23 protein-coding genes and 2 pseudogenes are annotated in these 20,017 nt (G+C 60.7%); 15 read left to right on the top strand and 10 right to left on the bottom strand.

Translation table 11 applies throughout. The annotated features are described in order from the left end of the window. Positions 1–83: 83 nt before the first annotated feature. The 3 genes from EHF33_RS21670 to EHF33_RS21660 are packed head-to-tail and all read left to right on the top strand — an operon-like array spanning position 84 to position 960. Positions 84–563 carry a transposase family protein gene (locus EHF33_RS21670; RefSeq protein ID WP_241191438.1) on the top strand — a complete coding sequence of 160 codons (480 nt, stop codon included), beginning with the start codon at positions 84–86 and terminating at the stop codon, positions 561–563. Continuing rightward, positions 500–838, top strand: coding sequence for a transposase family protein (locus tag EHF33_RS21665; RefSeq protein WP_241191437.1), 339 nt, complete (start codon positions 500–502; stop codon positions 836–838). The genes EHF33_RS21670 and EHF33_RS21665 overlap by 64 nt, the downstream gene beginning before the upstream one ends. Next, entirely contained in the window at positions 739–960 is a 222-nt protein-coding gene (locus EHF33_RS21660) for a transposase family protein (RefSeq protein WP_241191466.1), read from the top strand. Before EHF33_RS21665 ends, EHF33_RS21660 begins: the two co-directional genes overlap by 100 nt. A gap of 170 nt (positions 961–1,130) precedes the next feature. On the opposite strand, the gene EHF33_RS19715 is transcribed toward EHF33_RS21660, so the two are convergent. Beyond that, positions 1,131–2,543, bottom strand: coding sequence for a leucyl aminopeptidase family protein (locus EHF33_RS19715; RefSeq protein ID WP_124875394.1), 1,413 nt, complete (start codon positions 2,541–2,543; stop codon positions 1,131–1,133). Positions 2,544–2,993: 450 nt separating this feature from the next. Here EHF33_RS19715 and EHF33_RS19710 point away from each other — a divergent pair, with 450 nt between their 5' ends. From EHF33_RS19710 to EHF33_RS19685, 6 genes are all read left to right on the top strand, one after another. Continuing rightward, positions 2,994–3,770 carry a type 1 glutamine amidotransferase domain-containing protein gene (locus EHF33_RS19710; RefSeq protein WP_241191436.1) on the top strand — a complete coding sequence of 259 codons (777 nt, stop codon included), beginning with the start codon at positions 2,994–2,996 and terminating at the stop codon, positions 3,768–3,770. Continuing rightward, entirely contained in the window at positions 3,767–4,090 is a 324-nt protein-coding gene (locus EHF33_RS19705) for a putative quinol monooxygenase (RefSeq protein ID WP_124875390.1), read from the top strand. The genes EHF33_RS19710 and EHF33_RS19705 overlap by 4 nt, the downstream gene beginning before the upstream one ends. A 411-nt stretch (positions 4,091–4,501) precedes the next feature. Next, positions 4,502–5,473 carry a threo-3-hydroxy-L-aspartate ammonia-lyase gene (locus EHF33_RS19700; RefSeq protein ID WP_124875388.1) on the top strand — a complete coding sequence of 324 codons (972 nt, stop codon included), beginning with the start codon at positions 4,502–4,504 and terminating at the stop codon, positions 5,471–5,473. Beyond that, the gene (locus tag EHF33_RS19695) at positions 5,473–5,880 is read left to right on the top strand and encodes a RidA family protein (RefSeq protein WP_124875386.1); all 408 of its coding nucleotides are present in this window, start codon (positions 5,473–5,475) and stop codon (positions 5,878–5,880) included. Before EHF33_RS19700 ends, EHF33_RS19695 begins: the two co-directional genes overlap by 1 nt. A gap of 159 nt (positions 5,881–6,039) precedes the next feature. Then, the gene (locus tag EHF33_RS19690) at positions 6,040–6,918 is read left to right on the top strand and encodes a PAS domain S-box protein (protein WP_241191435.1); all 879 of its coding nucleotides are present in this window, start codon (positions 6,040–6,042) and stop codon (positions 6,916–6,918) included. Between the two features lie 18 nt (positions 6,919–6,936). Continuing rightward, entirely contained in the window at positions 6,937–8,169 is a 1,233-nt protein-coding gene (locus EHF33_RS19685) for a sensor histidine kinase (RefSeq protein ID WP_124875382.1), read from the top strand. Positions 8,170–8,352: 183 nt separating this feature from the next. On the opposite strand, the gene EHF33_RS19680 is transcribed toward EHF33_RS19685, so the two are convergent. The 3 genes from EHF33_RS19680 to EHF33_RS19670 all read right to left on the bottom strand — a co-directional run bounded on the left by EHF33_RS19680 (position 8,353) and on the right by EHF33_RS19670 (position 9,295). Further along, the gene (locus tag EHF33_RS19680; protein ID WP_124875380.1) at positions 8,353–8,562 is read right to left on the bottom strand and encodes a DUF433 domain-containing protein; all 210 of its coding nucleotides are present in this window, start codon (positions 8,560–8,562) and stop codon (positions 8,353–8,355) included. Between the two features lie 65 nt (positions 8,563–8,627). Then, complete coding sequence (locus EHF33_RS19675; RefSeq protein ID WP_124875378.1) at positions 8,628–9,032, bottom strand: PIN domain-containing protein; 405 nt, start codon at positions 9,030–9,032, stop codon at positions 8,628–8,630. Further along, entirely contained in the window at positions 9,032–9,295 is a 264-nt protein-coding gene (locus tag EHF33_RS19670) for a type II toxin-antitoxin system Phd/YefM family antitoxin (RefSeq protein WP_124875376.1), read from the bottom strand. Before EHF33_RS19670 ends, EHF33_RS19675 begins: the two co-directional genes overlap by 1 nt. Before the next feature lie 266 nt (positions 9,296–9,561). Here EHF33_RS19670 and EHF33_RS21655 point away from each other — a divergent pair. Continuing rightward, positions 9,562–10,132: pseudogene (locus tag EHF33_RS21655) on the top strand (IS6 family transposase); the annotation flags it as partial. Between the two features lie 63 nt (positions 10,133–10,195). Here EHF33_RS21655 and EHF33_RS21375 read toward each other — a convergent pair. The 4 genes from EHF33_RS21375 to EHF33_RS19650 all read right to left on the bottom strand — a co-directional run bounded on the left by EHF33_RS21375 (position 10,196) and on the right by EHF33_RS19650 (position 11,945). Next, positions 10,196–10,504: a type II toxin-antitoxin system VapC family toxin gene (locus EHF33_RS21375; RefSeq protein WP_206431655.1), complete on the bottom strand. Its 309-nt coding sequence runs from the start codon at positions 10,502–10,504 to the stop codon at positions 10,196–10,198. A gap of 198 nt (positions 10,505–10,702) precedes the next feature. Continuing rightward, the gene (locus EHF33_RS19660; protein ID WP_124875374.1) at positions 10,703–11,017 is read right to left on the bottom strand and encodes an AbrB/MazE/SpoVT family DNA-binding domain-containing protein; all 315 of its coding nucleotides are present in this window, start codon (positions 11,015–11,017) and stop codon (positions 10,703–10,705) included. A gap of 113 nt (positions 11,018–11,130) precedes the next feature. After that, positions 11,131–11,391 carry a hypothetical protein gene (locus tag EHF33_RS19655; protein ID WP_124875372.1) on the bottom strand — a complete coding sequence of 87 codons (261 nt, stop codon included), beginning with the start codon at positions 11,389–11,391 and terminating at the stop codon, positions 11,131–11,133. Next, complete coding sequence (locus tag EHF33_RS19650) at positions 11,388–11,945, bottom strand: ParA family protein (RefSeq protein WP_124875370.1); 558 nt, start codon at positions 11,943–11,945, stop codon at positions 11,388–11,390. Before EHF33_RS19650 ends, EHF33_RS19655 begins: the two co-directional genes overlap by 4 nt. 446 nt (positions 11,946–12,391) lie before the next feature. Here EHF33_RS19650 and ung point away from each other — a divergent pair, with 446 nt between their 5' ends. The 5 genes from ung to EHF33_RS19630 all read left to right on the top strand — a co-directional run bounded on the left by ung (position 12,392) and on the right by EHF33_RS19630 (position 17,206). Next, on the top strand, positions 12,392–14,674 hold the full coding sequence (ung, locus tag EHF33_RS19645) for a uracil-DNA glycosylase (protein ID WP_124875368.1): 2,283 nt from the start codon (positions 12,392–12,394) through the stop codon (positions 14,672–14,674). Positions 14,675–15,294: 620 nt separating this feature from the next. Further along, complete coding sequence (locus EHF33_RS21255) at positions 15,295–15,450, top strand: hypothetical protein (protein ID WP_164473634.1); 156 nt, start codon at positions 15,295–15,297, stop codon at positions 15,448–15,450. A gap of 209 nt (positions 15,451–15,659) precedes the next feature. Beyond that, on the top strand, positions 15,660–16,298 hold the full coding sequence (locus EHF33_RS19640; RefSeq protein WP_124875366.1) for an Ig-like domain-containing protein: 639 nt from the start codon (positions 15,660–15,662) through the stop codon (positions 16,296–16,298). A 59-nt stretch (positions 16,299–16,357) separates the two neighbouring features. Next, positions 16,358–16,591 carry a hypothetical protein gene (locus EHF33_RS19635; RefSeq protein ID WP_124875364.1) on the top strand — a complete coding sequence of 78 codons (234 nt, stop codon included), beginning with the start codon at positions 16,358–16,360 and terminating at the stop codon, positions 16,589–16,591. A gap of 204 nt (positions 16,592–16,795) precedes the next feature. Next, positions 16,796–17,206, top strand: coding sequence for a hypothetical protein (locus EHF33_RS19630; RefSeq protein WP_164473633.1), 411 nt, complete (start codon positions 16,796–16,798; stop codon positions 17,204–17,206). A 386-nt stretch (positions 17,207–17,592) separates the two neighbouring features. On the opposite strand, the pseudogene EHF33_RS19625 reads toward EHF33_RS19630, so the two are convergent. Continuing rightward, positions 17,593–18,611: pseudogene (locus EHF33_RS19625) on the bottom strand (SIS domain-containing protein). Positions 18,612–18,995: 384 nt separating this feature from the next. Then, on the bottom strand, positions 18,996–19,991 hold the full coding sequence (locus EHF33_RS19620) for an ABC transporter ATP-binding protein (RefSeq protein ID WP_124875486.1): 996 nt from the start codon (positions 19,989–19,991) through the stop codon (positions 18,996–18,998). Between the last annotated feature and the right edge of the window lie 26 nt (positions 19,992–20,017).

Below are 20,017 nucleotides of genomic sequence, written 5' to 3'. Positions count from 1 at the left end.
GAGAATTCGACTTTTCCTACTCCTGTTTGTCGGATTTCGCAGTCATTAGACCTCTTGCGAAAGTCGCAGGCTAAGCTTAGAGGGTGGAGCAAGAACGCCTGACACGCACGCTGAAGATGAACCGCAAGCAGTCCCGTCGACGCACTGGGGTACATCCTGAGACCTTCGCTGAGATGGAGGCTGTCCTGATTGAACGAGAAGAACGGAAGAAGAAATCTGGCCGCCCAGCGGCACTCAGCTTGGCTGAGCAGCTCCTGATGACCCTGGAATTTTGGCGTGAATATCGTACGTTCGCGTACTTGGGCAATGACTGGGGTGTCCATGAGGCCACCGTGCACCGCACGGTGGAACGTGTCGAGGCAGCGCTGATTGCCAGTCCGCAAGTCCAGATGCCCAAAAAGCGCGTGTTTCAAGAAGCGCAGATCGTCTACAGCATTGTCGCAGTCGGTGCCTCCGAAGTACCGTGTGAACGACCCAAAAAAGCGTGCAGGCCCGATAGGTGCCGTTCTGCACAAGACAGCAGCGGCGCTGGTACAGCGGCAAGAAAAAGCAGCACACACTGAAGTTCCAACTGCTCATCTGTACCGTGACGCAGCGGATCCTCGGCACAGCGACAAGCGCTGGAGCGGTTCATGAGCTGAAGCTATTCCGGCAGTCCAGCGTGCGCTTCCCCTACGACACGGCCGTGATCGGAGATGCCGGTTATATCAAGGCCTGTGGCTTCGCCACAGGCGCGCCATCACCACCCAAAAGGCAACGCGGGCGTCGCCTCTCTGTACTCAACAGCGTCAGGAGAATCGGGAACTGGCCTATACCCGCCAAGGGATGGAGCACGTGATTCGTCGCATGAAAGTCTTTCGCGTGCTCAAGGGCGTGTATCGCCATCGACGTCGTCGTTTCGCTCTCCGAGTTCAGCTGATCGCAGCCCTCTGCAACCTTACGCGAGCCTGCCAATCATGACTTTCGCAAGAGGTCTAATGCCGCGTGGGTTATCAGAGCTGCGTAGAGACTTGAACCTTACATATTTTCCCTGAGGTGTTTGAGCAGTTCGCGTTCGTCGCTCCCGCCTCAGTTCTCTACAATCAGACCGGTTTACAAAGCGGCTGAAAGTCGAGGGAGCATGTACCTGTTCAGGGTCGGGCGGCCAGTTCGGCCAGCAACATCGCCCCAAATCCAGTCGCCCCAGCGGGGCCGAAGGCGTGGGCCTTATCTTTGAGGGCGTTGCCGGCAATGTCCAGATGTGCCCAAGGCCGCGTCACGAATTGCTGCAAAAAGAGCGCCGCCTTGACGCTGCCGCCAGCCGGCACCATATCGCTATTCTTTAAGTCGGCGATGCCAGAGCGGTAGCTCTCCAGATAGGGCGCATGTAATGGCAGTTGCCAGACTGGTTCCTGGGCAGTTCGCGCTGCGTCCTGCACCGCCTGGGTCAGGGCTGGGTCATCGCTGAAAAGGGCCGCCACATCCTCGCCCAGTGCCGTGACTTTAGCGCTGGTCAGGGTGGCGATGTCGATGATCTCGTCGGCCCCTTCCTGGGAAGCCAGGGTCAGGGCGTCGGCCAGGATCAGGCGGCCCTCGGCGTCGGTGTTGGTGACTTCGACCCGTTGGCCGTTCAGCGCCCTGTAGATATCGCCGGGGCGCATGGCCGTTCCTGAGACCGCGTTGTCGGTGGCGGCGATGTAAGCGCGAACTTCGTGCTGGGGACGCAGCGCGGCCACGATCTGCATCGCGCCCAGAACCGCTGCCGCGCCGCCCATATCGCCTTTCATGCCGTACATTCCGCCAGCAGTCTTGAGACTGTAGCCGCCGGTATCGAACATCACGCCTTTACCCACCAGAGCTGTAATTCGCTTGGGCGCATGGTTGCCTGTGCCCTCAGGCCGGTAGGTGAGCTTGAGAAATTGAGGCTCATGGGCGCTGCCCTGGCCCACCGCTACGAACAGTCTCATCCCTTTTTGCTGGCACTCGGCCTGCCCCCAGACCTCGATTTCCAGCTGACTCTCCTGGGCCACCTTGCGGGCCACCTCAGCAAAGGCCGTGGCTGGTAAATCGTTGTAAGGCGTGTTCACCAAGTCGCGTGCCAGGCAGACGCCGGAAGCCAGCGCCGATACCCGCTGGGCTTCACTGTCCGACAGATTGTCCACGCTGAGCTGCTCGATGGCGGGCGCTTCTCCGGGTTTGTAGCGGGTGAAGCGGTAATTGCCCAGCTGCACGCCCAGAGCCATTTCACTGGACAGTTCTGCTCCCAGTCCCATGACGCCAACCGAGGGTGCCTTGAGCTTCTCTGCCGTCCGCGCCGCCGCCACCCCGAGCGCGCGAGCTTCGGCCGCGTCAATGGGAAGGATGGCAAGGGCTACGTCGCGATGACCTAGGCGCACCACTTCGAGCTGTCCAGCCTTGAGATCCGGGAGCAGCCGCCCAGCAGCGGCGCTCAAGATGTGCCAACTGTCCGGCGTCAGAATTTCACCCAAAGCATTTTCTCGCACTGCGTCGCCGATCAGAACAAGCAGTGCTGCGTCAGGATTCAAACCACTTTGAAGTTGCATGCTGCAAACTAACACGGCTTGCGACCAGTGCTGGCAAACTTACGATTCAACCAGCCAGGAACAGGTTCGGTCGAGTAGTTGGAACATCTCCTCGTTGTCGGGCACTGGTTCCCTACCCCTTTCACCTGTCTCGCTCCGCCGTGACCATCTGAACACAAGCCACCCACCTTCAGTCCTCACCCTGCTGGACACCGTGGCTAAGCGACTCTCTCTAGCTGGAGGCGGCAGCAGGGTTGCCACCTCCAGCCGCAAAAAGATCTTGCGCCTGCGAGCCGAGGCATAGACGCTGCTGGACCTCCTACTGCTGGTTGAGCAGCTCGCCAAATCTGTTTCAGTTAAAGTTTTTTGCCATGCAGCACCGCTGCGTCTGGACGTTTGCTTAAGACGCTTTAATAAATAAAGTGTTTTGCTATACATATTACTTCGCTGCTGATTCCTATGGTGGGTGGCATGAACGCAAAAATCCTCGTCGTCATGTCCAGTGAATCCGCTCTACCCTTACAAGGCGGACAGACGCACACCACCGGCTTCTACCTTAACGAGTTCGGCGTGCCAGCCCACCGCCTCGTACAGAAAGGCTACGACCTCACCGTCACCACGCCACGCGGCAATCGTCCCCCGCTGGACCCGGGCAGCGACGCCGCCAGCTTCTTCAAAGATGAGGCCGAGTACCAGCAAATCAAGACCTTTGTCGACCAGACCCTGAGCGGCCCCATCATCAAGCTCTCCGATGCTGCTGCGAACCTGGACGAGTATGTGGCCGTGTTCCTGCCTGGCGGGCACGCGCCTATGATTGAACTGATGCGTGATCCTGACCTGCGCCGCGTGCTGGCACACTTTCATGCCCGTGCCCTCCCCACTGCTCTGATCTGCCACGCCCCCGTAGCGTTGCTGGCCGCACAGGACGATGCTGCCGCTTACCAGGACACCTTACAGAGCGGCGGCACGCCAACCGCTCAGGCTTTTCTATACGGTGGTTACAAGGCCACCGTGTTCAGCACGCCTGAAGAGAAGGAGGCCGAGAGCGGTTTTGAGGCCCCCATGCTGTACTACCCCGCTGACGCGCTGACTGCCGCTGGAATGACCATCCAGAACGGCGCGAAATGGAGCAGTCACGTCACGCGCGACCGTGAACTGATCACCGGGCAAAATCCCATGAGCGACGAGGAGTTTGTGGCCGTATTCCTGAAAGCCCTCGAGGAAAGCCCTGTGGCGGCAGGCGCATGAACAGCGACGCTGCAACCGCATACGTCAACGTGCAGGCCATCATCGTTCCCAAACCCGAGTGTGCTGCGCAGGTCGAGCAGGAAATGCGTACCATGGTTCGGCACAGCCGTCAGGAAGAGGGCAACCTCCGCTACGACCTGTTGCGTGAGGAGAAGGAGGGTGTGCTGCGCTTCCACATTCAGGAGCGCTACCGCGACATGAAGGCCGTTGAGGCTCACCGCGCAAGTGCCCATTACCAGGCATACCGCGCCAAAGCTGGCGACTGGTTCAGCGAGGCTCCGCAGGTTACGGTGCTCAATGATGTAGACGTCGCTGGCTGACTTTAAATGTTGTTGTGTGCGAGATCTGAGCTGTGAGAACGCTGCATTCTTTGCTCGGTAATGGTGCTTTGAGAGCATCGTCAGTTCTCGCGGCACATGTCGAACTGGGGTATACCTCAATTGGGCGTCAGACTAGAGCCCTAAAATACGACGAACACGGCAAAAAACGAGCCCATCTCTGCGCTTGACTCAAGCTCTTGGAGCCCAGCTTGACGCTTTGCGCGGCTGTTCTAACTCTTGAGCACTGGTGTAACTTGCTGGCTGAAGGAGCGCCGGTGCAGATGCGTGGCCGCTGGCACTCCCGCCGAGGGGAGCCAACACAACCGCCAGGTGACCTGATCCACTCAAGCCGTCCGCCCGCTGCCCTACCCGTCTCCCCTGACTGGTTTCAAGATCCTTTAGGCTGATGGGATGACCGGTGCAACTTTTTCTTACGATGATGTAATCCGCGCCCATGAACGGCTTGTCGGTATAATTTCCCAGACGCCTGTGCTGACCTCCACCACCGCCAATGAACGCTTGGGGGCGCAACTGTACTTCAAGTGCGAGAACTTCCAGCGGATGGGAGCCTTCAAGTTCCGGGGAGCCTACAACGCGCTCGCGCAGTTCACGCCAGAGCAGCGCCGCCTGGGTGTGGTGGCGTTCTCGTCGGGCAACCACGCCCAGGGAATCGCGCTGGCGGCAAAGTTGCTCGGCATCCCGGCGGTCATCGTGATGCCGACCGACGCCCCCACCATCAAGCTTGAGGCCACCCGGGGATACGGGGCGGAAGTGGTACTGTATGACCGCGCCACCGAGGACCGGGAGGCCATCGGTCAGCGCCTCGCTTACGAGCGTGGCCTGACCCTGGTTCCACCCTACGATCACCTGCAGGTGATGGCTGGTCAGGGCACGGTCGCCAAGGAGTTGTTCGAGGAGGTCGGTTCGCTTGACGTCCTGCTTGTTCCACTCGGCGGCGGCGGTCTGCTGTCCGGCTGCGCCACCGTCGCCAAAGCCCTGCACCCTGAGTGCCGGGTGATCGGGGTCGAGCCAGAGGCTGGAAACGACGGCCAGAGAAGCTTTCGCAGTCATCTGATCGTGCATATTGATCTCCCGGTAACTATCGCCGACGGGGCGCAGACCCAGCATCTGGGCCGCCACACGTTCCCCGTGATTCTGGAGCGGGTCGACGACATCGTGACCGCCAGTGACAAAGAACTCGTCGAGGCGATGGCGTTTTTTGCCAGCCGGATGAAGATGCTGGTGGAGCCGACCGGATGCCTGGGTGCAGCGGCAGCCTTCGGCGATCAGCTCGACCTGCGGGGGCAGCGAGTGGGCGTGGTGATCTCGGGCGGAAACATCGACCTGACCCGTTTCAGCAGCCTGCTCCAGGGAGCGTTGTAATGACGGAGATGCGGCTTGTTACGGCAAGTGGCCTGCCCGCGCCGGGCGGGCACTATAGCCACGCCGTCATCGCTGGTGGGCTGGCCTTCATTTCCGGTCTGCTGCCGGTAGATCCTGCGGGCAACGCGCTTGCCGATAAACCGTTCGAGGTTCAGGTGGCACAGGTCTTCCACAACCTGGACACGGTGTTGACGGGCTGCAGAAGCAGCCGCAGGCAGCTGGTGCAGGTCCGGGTCTACCTGACAGACGTGGGTCTCTGGGGACCGTTCAACGCCCTTTACGCCCAGTGGATGAGAGATCACCGACCGGCCCGGTGTATCGTGCCCGTTCCAGTTCTGCATTTCGGTGTCGCCCTCGAACTCGAGGCAGTCGCGCAGGTGTCCGTCCCCGCAGCTCAAAAAGAGTGAGCGTGACCGAATGTACAAGATCTCAATCTGACGAGAGCCGAAACCTCGTGAGAGTTTTCTGACGGTGCAACTCAGAAGCGTGCAATGTCCTCAGCATCCAAGTCCAGCTGTTTGCGGCTCTATAGTTTGCTCATGCAGCCCAACCCGCCGCGCAGGAGAATGGAGCTACCTGCGTCCGCTCCTGACCGCTGGCTCCTGCGCCAGGCGTTTGCGGCGAGCGCGAGCAGCATCGCCATCGCTGATGCCCAGCAGCCGGACATACCCATCATCTACGTCAACCCAGCCTTCGAGCGGCTCAGCGGCTACCCAGCCGCAGAGGTCGTCGGTTCCAACTGCCGCTTCCTGCAAGGTGAAGACCGCGATCAAGACGCTCGGCGTAAGATCCAGGAAGCTGTGCAGCAGGGCCGAAGCACCACCATGGTGCTGCGCAACTACCGCAAGGACGGTACGCTGTTTCACAACGAGCTGACCCTTAGCCCCATCCGTGACGCGGCGGGGACCCTCACGCACTTCGTGGGCTTCCAGACCGACGTGACCGCGCGGGAACGAACCTCCAGCTTGATGAACCGTCTCCAAGGCATGACCCAGGCTCTGGCTGCCGTTTTCACACAGGACGAGGTTTTCAACCTGGTTCTACGTGACGCCCTAGAAGCCCTGGGCGGTATCAGCGGCGCAGTGCTGCTGGTGCAGGGCGATCAACTTCATGTCGCGGCCCGGCGCGGTCACGATGAGGCCAGCGTCTGGCAGGCCAGTGCGCTGAGTGACTCGCGGCCTAGCCCGGACGCCCTCCGCGCCAACACGCCGCTCTTCTTCAACGACGTAGGCGATCTGATCCGGGCTTACCCTGAACTTGAAGCCCAGACCTGCGGTATAGCGGCGGTCGCCAACGCGGTGCTGCCGATGGTCGAGGGTGGCCAGCCGCTGGGCGTGATCGTGTTGGACTTCCGTGAGCCGCATCACTTCACCCCCGACGAAAAACGCTTCCTGCTGACGCTGGCGGGGCAGTGCGCCCTAGCGCTCGACCGGGCGCGGCTCTGAAGCAACTTGGAGCGGCAAGTGGAGAACCGCACTGCTGAACTCGAAGCTTTCGTGCACTTTACCGAGCTGGCCGACGGTGAGACGGACGTGCTGGCCTTGGCCGCGCGGGCTGGGGAGGTCTTGAGTCTCCTGTTTGCCGACTGCACCAACTGCTACTACGCGCTAGAAGACGGGGCCTGGAAGCTCAAGGTGTACAGCAGCGATCTGGAAGCTGCCCCAGACCTGCTGGCCTCACTCAAGGCTGGGCTGCCGCTGGATACGCCGGTGTTCGCCCGGCTCATGCAAACTGGTGAGCCGGTGTTCGTCGATGCTTGGGACTCAGAGCGCGAACAGATCGCCATGACTGAAGTGTACCAGAGTGTGAGCACTTACCCGCTACATGTGGACAGCACCATACGGGCGATCTTCGCGCTGGGCCTTTCACACTTGTCCGCCCATCAGCAAGCCGTGTTCCGCTCAGTGGGCCGCAGTCTCAATCTGGCGCTCGAGCGTACCGAGACCGCCCGGCGTTTGACGGCTCAGCGTGACCTACTTCGGGCCTCCAACGAGGAACTCGAAGCCTTCACCTACTCGGTTTCGCACGACCTGCGGACCCCGGTGCGGCACATCCTCAGCTTCGGCGGTTTGCTGCGCCGTTCACTGCCGGGGCCACTGGGTGAGAAGACCGAGCGGTACTTCAAGATCATCGAAACCGCAGCGGCCCACCTGAACGAACTGATCGACGTCATCTTGGACCTTTCGCGCACGTCCCGGCGGCCGCTGGAGGTGAGCAGGGTTGACCTGGGACGGCTGGTGGACGCGGTTCACAAGGAGCTGGGCGTGACTGTTCCCAACCGCCAGATCACCTGGCAGGTGGCCGAGCTACCGACAGTGATGGGTGACGCCAACCTCTTGCGGCAGGTGCTCGTGACACTGCTGAGCAACGCCGTCAAGTACACCCGCACCCGTGAGCAGGCGGTCATCGAGGTCTGGGCTGAGGAACAGCCGCAGAGCTGGACAGTGCTGGTGCGCGACAACGGGGTAGGCTTCGATCCGCAGTATCAGGGCAAGTTGTTCTCGATGTTTCAGCGCCTGCACAGTCAAGAGGACTTCGAGGGAGCAGCGGTGAGTCTGGCCAACGCCCGGCGGATCGTGACCCGGCACAGCGGCGTGGTCACGGCGAAAGGTCAATTGGACGAGGGGGCGACCTTTGGCTTCACCCTCCCCAAAGTTGACCTGACCGAGTCCGCTCGCTTGACCGATTTGACGTGACCTGAAGTTCAATTAATTTTGTGCAGGTGAAGTTGAGCCTCGATCATCAGAGATGCGGCGATGACCCATTGCAGAACGCTCACGACCGAATTTCAGAAGGAGACTGCACAGCTCAACCAACGGTCAGAAATGACAGTTACTTCAACCTCCCGAGATCCCGGAACCCGTGTTGTCGCTGCAGTCTCACGAAAACACCAAGTAGGGGAATTTCCCCGTGTCGATCCACCTGGCGGTGTAAAACAGCGCTGTGTGGAAGTCTCCACGCCCCAAGCTGAAGAAGCTCACCAGAATCTCGGCTTCACTGCTTCCTTGACCCAACAGATCAATCAGGTCACTGACCTGGATGCGCATTGTCTGAATGCAGGGCCGCCCGCTGCGCTGCATTACGTTCATCGCTTCAGGGTAGCAGCCCAGCGGCGCTCGGCGTAACCCTTCGTCGGCACCGTTGGCAGGGAAAGTCAGGCTTGACGCCAGTCTTGCAGCGTCAGACCCGGCACCCGGATGAACTCGGCGGTGTTGTTGCTCACCAGGGTCAGGCGGCGAACCAGCGCTGTTCCGGCGAGTTGCAGATCAAACGGCCCAATCGGTGTGCCGAGTCCGGCCAAGTGGGCGCGGAGCTGTCCGGTCGCCACAGCATCAGGCGCGGTGTACTCCAGAACGGTCACGTCATGCTGGAAGGCGGCCCAGATCTCACCGAACTTCTGGCGGGCAGCCGGTTGACGCGCGAAGCCGTACTCGATTTCCATGACCGTCACGCTGCTGATGGTCAGCTCAGACGGGGCCACCTGACCGAAATGGGTCAGTACGCTGGGATGCTGCCGGAAGAAGTCGCTGACGGTATTGGTGTCCAGCAAGTAATGCATTAAAGCAGGTCACGTTCCGGCATGGGCAGCACGTCGCTGCAATCCAACTCGAAGGCCTGTTCATCGTACTGACCAGACTTCAAGCCGTCCCGAATGAAGGCTTGCAGGGGAGCGCTCCAGCTGGAGTGCTCGCCGTAATGGAGTGGCACCAGTTTGACAGCGGGCTTGCCGTTGCGGGCGATGATGATGACCTCGCCCTCTTCAGCAGCGTCCACCAGCTTGCTAAAGCGGTTTTTGGCGTCGTACAGGTTGACAGTTTGCATGGGTGGCTCCTCTGAAGGTAGGAAAAGGCCAGGTCAGGCCAGGCTTAACCCACTCAATGTAGCACGCTCACCCTCGGATTCGGATGGCCAACCCAGTCTTTTGCTGCTTCAGCGTTCTACTCTTGAGATTCAGCCCGGCGCGGCGGCTGAGATGCTCTTCCCATCTGTCCTGTGCCCGCAACTGCGTGAGGTCAAGCAGTTGCGGAGAGTTGCCAGCTCGATTTTCGGTTGTGTTGCCTTAATCAGATTGGAGTAGGCTGACCACCGTGACCGAAGGAACGCCCTACCGCCACCGGTTTTCGACGGTAATCATCCAGCACACCATCTGGCTGTACCATCGCTTTCCCCTGAGCTATCGGGACGCACAGGAATTGCTGCATCAGCGCGGCATCCAAGTCAGTATCGTCGTGAACGGACGCCCTTGAGGACGCCACTCCTCCACGAAACTCTCCGCGAATGGTGTATCAAGTTCGGCCTTCTCTTTGTGGCAGATCTTCGTCACCGCGAACCTCAACGGGTTCGCGGTGGTATCTGGACGAGATGTGCACGACGATGGATGGCGTTCGTCACTGGCTTTGGAGGGCCGTGGACGAGCACGGGTACGTACTCGATATTCTGCTTCAATAGCGCCTAGATACTGCAGCTGCCAAGACCTTCCTGACCAGATTACTGGGCGAATACGACGTTCCAGAGGTGATTCACACGGATCAGCTCCAGAGTTACGGAGCGGCCATCCGGAAGCTCCTGAGCCTGACTGACGTCGACCACCAGCACGTCATCTCTACGGCGCACTGCAACAACATCATCGAGCAGCGGGCAGGCCCCACACGTGTGTCCGTTCATGACGATACACCCGTATGGGGCTATTCCTCCCGTTCTGCCCAACACAGGAACATCGATCTACACGGCGACAAGAGCGCAGCGGGCAGGCATCCTCATGGGCGTCCGTTCTGCCCAAGAAGTCAGCAGGGGTTCAGACGAAGGAAACGCGCTCAAGAATTCTTGGGCCACTGTCAGCAGTGGCACTTCGGGAAAGTCGCCGTAATCACTTGTATTAAGGGTCAGCAGGGTGTGGCCGAAGGTGCTGGCGTGCGCGCCGATCAGAAAGTCGGTCAGCATGCGCCGGGGCAGCCCTTCCCCACTCACCTGACGGCGGGCGCTGTAGGCGGCGTGGGCCTCGCCTGCCCGCTGCCAGGCACTCAGCGGCATCTGCGGATCGGCGCTGACGCCGTAAGTCCTCAGGCAGCGCCTCTAAATCGGGATAAAAGCCGTACAGTTCGGCGTACACCGCCCCGCAGATCACCAATCTTCCCTGAGCGGCCAGCTTATCAAGCGCGGCAGCCAGCTTCGGCGCGGTGGGTTCGGCGTTCCACAGCGAGAGCAGCACATTGCTGTCGAGCGCAGTGCTCAAGTCTCATCCACCGAAAGGTCGGTGAGTACCGTGATACGCGGGTGCACTGGAGCCGTGTCCAAAGCTGCCCGATCTGCCGGGTCGTGCCGGAGTTGGTCGATGACGCGCTGGGCGTCTTGCCTTGCTAGCTGCTTGGCGAGGCCGATCATGCTTTCAAAACTGGGCGTATCGCTTTGCGGATACAGCACCACCGCGCCGCCTTCTAACTCAAAACGCACGCGGTCGCCATCATGTACGCCGAGCCGCTCACGGATTTCGCGCGGCAGCGTCACTTGCCCCTTGCTGGTGATTTTGGCGGTGATAGAGGTCATTTGTACACCTTACAAGAGTTCCTTACTAAGTCTCTTTTACGCTCGGCCAGCGAAACGGGCGAACCCGGCTCGGTTTCGTGATGATATAAAGAAAGAAATCTTTATATCTTTCTTTATATCATGCCCAGATGCTCCTCTAATGCCCTTTGCACCACATCCTGAATCTTGACGCCCTCCTCAGCGGCGTACACCTTCAAGCGGCGCTGCAAACTGCGCGGCAGACGGGTGTTAAATGATTCGAGGACGTCCGTTTCTTCGGTCTTCAGCGGGACGGGATCGGGGACGTGTACCTGCACCGGCGTCTCCTCCTGACTGCCCATGCGCTGCTTCATGGCCGCGCCGATACTCACACCCTTCTTCCGGTCCCCCGTCATGCCAACGCCCCCAACAATGCATTGTGGTACTCGCTCAGATCGTCGGGTAAGGTGCCAAAGGCCCGCTCGTATTTGATGAGATGTGGAATGACGCCGTACACCGGCAAGTCCTCTTCTTCCAATGCCAGCTTCATCTCCCTACCGAGGCCGCCCCTTGCTTGGGTCAGTAAAATGCCCCAGGGGCCACTGAAGCCCGAAGCCATCAGTGCGTCGAGCGTCGGAACCAATCGGTCTGCTTCTAGGGCGTTGCATTTGGCGACCACCAGCACACGGGTCGCCAGCCGCGCCGCGTCACCGAGCGCACGAGGATCGTTGGGCGGCGTGTCAATGACCACCCAAGCATGTTTGAGGGCCGCAGCCTGCTTCCCTTCCGGGTAAACGGGAAAAGGCAAGTCGCCCGCCGCCCGAGCCCACGCGCCTGCGCTGCCTTCCGGGTCTTTATCCAGGATGCACACGTCTTTGCCCTGCGCAGCCAGCAGCGCCGCCGTGTAGATCGCACTGACCGTTTTGCCGACGCCACCCTTGCGCGAAAGTACTGAAATCCGTTCTGTCATAAAGAAAGCTTACTTGAAAGAAAGATAGAAAGAAAGTCATTTTGAATGATTGAAAGCTACCACTAGGGTGCCGGATCGGGGCAGCAGGGTGGGGCCGATGACGAGCGGCGTATCTGTCGGCTTTTGGCTCACAAAATTTCAAACCCATGTTGGGGCGGAGATCGTCTGCGCTGCTCAAGCTGTACGTAGCGTCTCGACCGGGCAGGGTGCTGTCACCTTCCCCCGGTGAAGTTCAAATATCAGCTGCGTCCGCTGTGTCCACTTCAGTCAGTCAATGGGATTTTGGTCGTCATGTTCAACAAAAACGAACCATAGAGACTGATCGCTGTCACAAGAGTAGAGAGCGGCTGGCTGGCACTGCATTCTGCTGGCGTCAGAGGGCAGAGGTCAAAAGATCAGGCTGTTGGCCTACGGAACCATCATTCAGCTTAGGAGACAATAAAGCCATGTCGGTTCTGTCTGTATCTAACTTAATCCCTCAGCCTGTTCAACTCGTCTGGTTTAAGAAAGACCTGCGAATCAACGACCATGCCCCGCTGGTGGAGGCCGCCGCACGCGGGCCGGTCTTGCCGCTGTACATCTACGAGCCGGAGCAACTGGCCCATGAGGAATTCGCCGGACACCACCTGATGTACCTCAACGACTGTTTGCACGAACTCAGTGAGCGGCTACGCGAACTCGGCACGCCGCTCATCGTGCGAGTGGGTGAGGCGGTCAGTGTGATGGAAGCGCTGCGGGAGGAAGTCGGCATCAGCGGCATCTGGGCACACGAGGAAACCGGCAACGCCGTGAGTTACGCCCGTGACCAACGGGTGCGGGCTTGGGCGCGAGAGCGCAGCATTCTTTTCCACGAGTTGCCGCAAAACGGCGTGGTGCGCCGCATGACCAACCGCGACGGCTGGGCTGACACTTGGGAAGAGCGACTAGGGTCGCCGCCCTTGCTGCCGCCCACTGCTTTGATCGGTACGGCTCTCGCGGTGCAGGGCTTGCAAACCCACGCGGAGCTTGGCGTCGCGCCCAGCCAACAGACGATCCTACCCGGTGGCGAACGGGCGGCCCGCGATACGCTCAGTAGCTTCCTGATGGTGCGCGGCGTGAACTACATGCGCGAGATGAGCAGTCCCCTGAGCGCTGAAATCGCCTGCTCACGGCTGAGCGCTCCGCTGGCCTTCGGTACGTTGTCACTCAGGGAAACGCTGCACGCCACTCGGCAACGCTTGGCCGCCGTTAGCGGAGATCCTGCAACCGACCCGCGCTGGGTCAGGTCACTCAGGAGCTACGAGAGCCGCTTACACTGGCACTGCCATTTCATCCAGCGGCTGGAATCTGAACCAGAGATGGAATTCCAAAATCTCAATCGGGCCTTTGACGGCCTGCGCGAGCATGATTGGAACCCTGAGTTTTTTGACCGCTGGGCACACGGGCAAACCGGCTTCCCACTGATCGATGCCTGCATGCGGATGCTGGTGGCGACCGGCTGGCTCAATTTCAGGATGCGGGCCATGCTGGTGAGTTTTGCCTCGCAGCACTTGTGGCTGCACTGGCGGCCCACCGGTGTATTTCTGGCGCGGCAGTGGCTTGACAATGAACCCGGCATCCATTGGTCACAGATGCAGATGCAGAGCGCGGTGGTGGGCATCAACCGTGTCCGCATCTACTCACCCACTCGTCAGGCCAAGCAGCAAGATCCAGCGGGGGAGTTCATCCGCTGCTGGGTGCCGGAACTGCAGGACGCGCCCAGTGATTTCATTCACGCCCCTTGGGAGTGGAGCGGGTCGAGCCGCCTGAACTACCCGACTCCCATTGTGGACGAGGGAAAAGCGGCGCGGGCTGCCAAAGCCAAAATCATGGCAGCCCGTGCTCAGCCTCAGTTTGAACCTGAGTCGCGGCGGGTCTACGCCCTGCACGGCAGCCGCAAGAAGGCAGTCATGCGGGCGGAGCGAGTAGCGCGAGGCTTGCCGCCCAAGCCCGTCAAGGTGACGTCCAAACCGCCGAAACCCATGCTGGTCAGTGCCGCTCAGCCCGCCCTCTTCGGCGGCGCTCAAAGCGTTGGTAAGCCCATTCATATCGCAGGCCTGCCAGATTCTTGGCGAGAAGCCCTCGCCGCCGAGTTCGCCGCACCGTACTTCCACGCTCTTAAAGACTTCCTGGTGCGCGAGCGGGCCGAGCATGCCATTTACCCGCCTGCGCCGGACGTATTTAGCGCCTTGCGGTTGACGCCACTGGAAGAGGTGAAGGTGCTGATTCTGGGGCAAGACCCGTATCACGGACACGGTCAAGCCCAGGGTCTCTCGTTCAGCGTGCGGCCTGGCGTGCGGGTGCCACCGAGTTTGCAGAACATCTACAAGGAGCTTCACGACGACCTCGGTATCACGCCTCCCCGAAATGGCGATCTGACGGCTTGGGCCACTCAGGGTGTGCTGCTGCTCAATGCCGTGCTGACGGTGCGGGCGGGCCAACCCAACAGCCACGCGAATCAGGGCTGGGAGCCGCTGACCGACGCCGTGATTCGGGCGGTGAACGCTCAGCCGCAGCGGGTGGTGTTCGTATTGTGGGGCGCGTATGCCCGCAAGAAGGCAAAACTCATCACGGCCCCGCAGCACGTCATTCTGGAATCGGCCCACCCTTCGCCGTACAGCGCTGAGCACTTCTTCGGGATCCGCCCGTTTTCCAGGGTGAATGCTGCGCTCGAAGAGGCTGCGCGCGGGGCGGTGGTGTGGTCTGCCTGAGCAAATTGCGCTGGTCTCAATTCCTGAATTCCGTGCAGTAGGCCATTTTAGAGGTAAGTTCGCTGAAATCAGGGAGTGCAACACCGTCTTCGACATCATGTTTTAGGGCGTTAGGCCGAGTCGCTCACGCAGTGGGTGGCCTCCGAGGTCGGCCGGACGATTGTGGATGAAGACTTCCGGCCGTGTGGGCGAGCGGGAGCGCTGGAATCAGGCAGTGGCTGAGCGGGTGGCCGTGCTGGGCCGGGAGAGGCTGGCATGATCAGCCCAGCTCCCTGTTCTCAGTCTGGCGATCTGGTGAGGTGGCGGGAGATGTTCAGCGGCCATGAGGCCGGGGCGTCGTTGAGGAGGTGCGGACAGCTGAGGGCGTTACCTGGTACATGGTGTGGCCCTAGTGTGAGCGGCAACCCGCCAAGACGATCGTCGAGCGACGCCTCAGCGCTGCAGGGGACCGGCGCACGGGGGTCGGCAGGGCGGCTCCCATGCACGAGCCTGCTCTTGATCGGGGTGCGGAGTTTAGAATCGGCGACGCGGTCACGTGGTTCGAAGGCCGCAACGCCCGCTAGCGCCGGGGTGTCGTCGAGATGATCTGACACGAAGCCGGGTTCGGGCACAGCTGCCAGGTGCGCAGCCTGACTGCGAACGGCCAGCCCGGAAAGCAGACCCGCCAGTTCGTGGAGGCTGAGCTGCAAGCCCCGCGTGAACTAGAAACGAACCTGCTGCCGCCGGACGAAGTGGCCCGGCGCATGGCCAAGCTGCAAAGGCAGTTGAAGCTGTGACGCTGTCTCCCCGCGCCTTCCGTCGGATTCGTGGGTCAAGGTGCCGGGGTGTAATGGAGTTTGATGAAGAAAATAATTTTCAATCCCTACGCGTAATGGAGAAAAAAGTTATCTTTACGTCACGCAACCAAAACGTACACTTTCCCAATTCCGGGCCGGGTGACTCTTAGTTTATTGCGGTACTCAACGTACTTGGAGGAACAGAGTCTATGTCTCACTTCCGTTTGTCCGCTTTGAGTTTCCTGACTCTAATCCTGACCCTGGCCGCTTGCAGCACCTCACCGACACCAGGCTCAAACTCATTGAGCAGCCAGGCGCTGACCTGCGCGGCCTGGAATGCCACGACCGCCTATACCGCCAGCGCGGGCGGCATCACCTATAAAGCCAACTGGTGGACGCAAGGTGACGCCCGTGCGATCCACAGTGGCCCGTCCGGCAGTGGCCAGCCCTGGGGTGTGGTCAGCGGTACGTGCGGCACAACCTTACCCGGTGGCGATACCACCGCGCCCAGTGTCTCGCTGAGCGCGTCTCCGAGCAGCGTCACCACCGTAGGCAACGTCACCCTGAGTGCCTCGGCGAGCGACAACGTTGGGGTCAGCAAGGTCGAGTTCTACAGCGGCACCACTTTGCTGAATACCGACACCACGGCACCTTACACCGCGTCCGAAGCGGTCACGTCTGCCCAGAACGGCACACGCTCCTATACGGCCAAGACCTTCAAGGCAGCCGGCAATACCAAATCCGCTTCGACCAGCGTCACCGTCAATATCTCCAGCGGCACCGGAACCACTCCACCGCCCACGGGTGGACTGAAACGGGTGGCGTACTTCAGTCAATGGGGTATTTAACCAGTTGTGCGGGTTAAGCAGTCGGGGGTGAGGGTGCGCCAGAAGCGCATCCTCAGGCGGTGCAAACCCTTCCCTCAACGGTTGACATCATCACACACCTCTTCGTTCAAATCGATGACCGCTTAGGGGGACTTGGACAGCATCCGCTGTCCAAGCTGCATCCCAGTGAGATCGTGACCCTCGGCATGCTGTTCGGCCTGAAATGTATTGGCTTCAAGGCGTTTTACCGCTGGCTGTCCCGTGATTACCTTGCCCTTTTTCCCAGGCTGCCTGAACGTTCTCGCCTTTCCTGACTGATCACGAAACACGCAGCGCTGTGTGCTAACTTCCTGGGCGATCCTTCGTTTTTTGTCGTGATAGATAGCTATCCGGTTGAACTTCTCCACCCTAGGCAGCAGGGACGAGCACAGCATTCACTCGTCAGAAAGAGCAAGGACAAAGGGCGTTGGAGTGTCGGCATCAAATGGTGTTGCGTTCTGAACGACCTCGGTGAGGTCGTGAATTTCAGCTGGGCACCGATGAACCGTCACGATCAGGTGTTCTATCCCCTGGTCAAGGCCGTCGGTGAACAGGCCATCGTGCTGGCCGATTGGGGATACCGAAGCGCAGAGAAAACCTTGGTTCCAGCGAATCTCAAGCTTTGCAAGAAGGGAACCTGGAACGAACGGATGCAGGTGGAAACGGCGTTTTCCTTACTGACCAGGGTGGTGAATCTCAAACGAATGGATCACCGCCGTGAGGCGTACCTCACGGCTCATCTCGCATATGTGGCCGCAGTCTTCAATGTCCTGCTGGCCTGGTCACGCGAATGGTTCGGCTGGGTCAGCGAAGATGTTTTTAAGATGCACTTGGCGACCTTTTCGCTCCGAATCTCAAAACCCGCACAACTGGTTACTACGGACCGCTGACAGGAGAGTCCATCTGGCGTCTGCGGACCCGTGATCTACTGGACGAGAGTCTGGATGACGACGAGTTACAGCAGCGCTACGCCGACCGGCTCAATGCAGGCGGAATGTGGATGGACGCGGCGGACAACCTGCATCTCACCGAGATTGGGAGATACGCCATCGGCTGCGTCGGCCCAGCCAACCGTTCGTACCAGCGTGTGCGATCTGTACTGGCCCGATAACGTGATTCCAGGTTCGGACAACGCGCTGTACGTGATGGTCAGCCAACTGCCGACGGCACCGCCCCTGGGTGAGAAACAGCGTCAGCCCAGCTTTCCGTTCCTCGTGGTCCACTTCTGGCCGGAGACTTCACGCCGATAAAACCAGTGTTGAGGAACGGTCCGCGTTCAGCGGGTCTGGGTCACCTTTTGCAGCAGTGGTGGGGCATCGGGATCCAGACCCCGGTGCAGCGCCAGGTGCGCGGCGAACAGGTAAAAGGCGAGCGCACTCGACACCGGGTTGGTCAGGGCGTGTCCGGTGTCCGGGGTGGTCAGGGTGCTTCCCTCAGCAGGCCCCAGTGTGCGCAGGTCCGCGCCGCCTCGGGACAGCTCTGCGTAGGCCTGCGCTGTGGCGTCCGCCGCCGCATCCGTAGATTGGAAGCCCAGAATGGGAAGGCCCTCGGCCAGCAGACGCTTGGGGCCGTGGCTGAACTCGGCTGCCGAGTATGCCTCGGCGTGAATGCCACACGTCTCCTTGAGCTTCAGCGCCGCCTCCTGCGCCACGCCGAAGTGCAACCCACGGGCCAGCACCAGCAGGTTGCTGGCGAAGCGGTAACGCGCCGCCAGTTCGCGGGCGTCCTCTTCCAGCTCCAGCGCAGGCTCCAGCAACTCGGGCAGCCTGGGCAGCATCTGGGCCAGGGCGGTGTCCCCGCTCAGATCGGCGATCACGGGCAGCAAGGCAGTCAGCTCTTGGTGGCGGCCACCGCCCGCTCCTCGCCGCAACGCAGTGGAAGAACAAACTCCGCTTCATGGGCGAGGGCGCTGTCCTCGACATTCACCAGGGCAACCGTGGTGGCCCCGCCTTCCCGCGCCATCCGCACGTTTTCCACCACGTCCGGGCTGGCCCCACTCTGCGAAACGGCAATCACCAGTGCGCCGCTCAGGTTCAGGCGCGCTCCATATAGGGTGTGGACACTCGGCCCCAAGCTGGCAACCGGAAGGGCCAACTGCGTTTCCAGAGCGTACTTGAGGAACGTGCAGGCGTGATCGCTGCTGCCCCGCGCCACCGTGACGGCGTAGGCCGGGCGGCGTTCACGGAGAGCAGACGCCAGGGCCTTACTCAGGGCCGCGTTTTCACGGAATTGCCGGGCAATGACCTGGGGGGCCTCACGGGTTTCTTGAAGCATCAGGGGATCGGTGATGGTCATGGCTGTCCTCCAGGAGGAGCTGTATGGCGGTTTTTCAGGGGTTGCAGAACGAATCAGGATGTCGTTGTCGTTGGTATCTCGTGACGCGACGCCATAAGGAGAATTCATTTAAATTCGTAAGGTGCTGCCGAGAGAAAGGCGACGTACCACTTCTAAGCCATCCACATGCAGGTATTCGCTGTAAGGGCGCGTCTCAAAGCTTTAGGCAGTGACAAATGACTGTTTAGAGCATTTGTCCGAAGAGAAGTCTGAGCAAAAAGCACGCTTAGCCGTCCATCCTCCCAAATGCTCTCTACTTCACTCCCGTTGGTTCTTGGGCAAAGCAGCACCATTATGCGGCCTGCCCGCTCGGTCAAAAAAGAGCTTCTTTTTTTGACAAATGCTCTACAGCACGTCGTCGCGGATGCAGGCCTTGAAGTGGCCCGGCGAGACTTCGCGCAGCTCCGGGATCACGTTGGCGCACTCGGCAATGGCGTAGCGGCAACGGGTTCTGAAGACGCACCCGCTCGGCGGGTTGATCGGGCTGGGAATGTCGCCTTCCAGGATGATGCGCTGGCGCTTGACGGTCGGGTCCGGTACTGGGGCCGCCGACAGCAGCGCCTCGGTGTAGGGGTGCTTGGGATTGCGGTTGAGTTCGCGGCTCGACGCGATCTCCATGATGCGGCCCAGGTACATCACGATGATCCGGTCGCAGATGTACTCGACGACCGCCAGATCGTGCGCGATAAACAGCACGGTCAGGCCGAGTTCTTCCTGCAGGTCCTGCATCAGGTTGACGACCTGCGCCTGAATCGACACGTCGAGCGCCGACACCGGCTCGTCGGCCACGATGAAGCTGGGATCAACCGCCAGGGCGCGGGCGATACCGATGCGCTGGCGCTGCCCGCCGGAAAACTCGTGCGGGTAGCGGCGCATGTGCTCGGGGCGCAGTCCCACCTTCTGAAGCAGGCTGGCGATGCGGTCGGTGCGTGCCGAGCCCTGGTGCAGTTTGTGAATGTCCAGCGCCTCGCCGATGATGTCCGAAACCGTCATGCGCGGATTCAGGCTGGCAAACGGGTCCTGGAAGATAATCTGCATCTGGCGGCGGTAATCGCGCATGTCCGACTTGTTCAGCTTGGTCACGTCGGTGCCGTTGAAGATGACCTGCCCGCCAGTCGGCTCGATCAGCCGCAAGATGGCGCGCCCGGCCGTGGTCTTGCCGGACACCGACTCGCCCACCAGTCCGACGACCTCGCCCTTGGCCAGCTCGAACGACACGTCGTTGACGGCCTTGACGTTGGCGACCACCCGCGAGAGCAGCCCGCCCCGGATCGGAAAGTACTTCTCCAGATTCTGGACCTTGAGGAGCGGCGGCGCGGCGGACACGACGGCCCCCGGCACGGCGGAATTGGTGTTGAAGTTGGCGG

The sequence above is a fragment of the Deinococcus psychrotolerans genome, assembly GCF_003860465.1.
GTDB classification, from domain to species: Bacteria; Deinococcota; Deinococci; order Deinococcales; family Deinococcaceae; genus Deinococcus; species Deinococcus psychrotolerans.
This window is presented reverse-complemented; position numbering and strand designations above follow the sequence as displayed.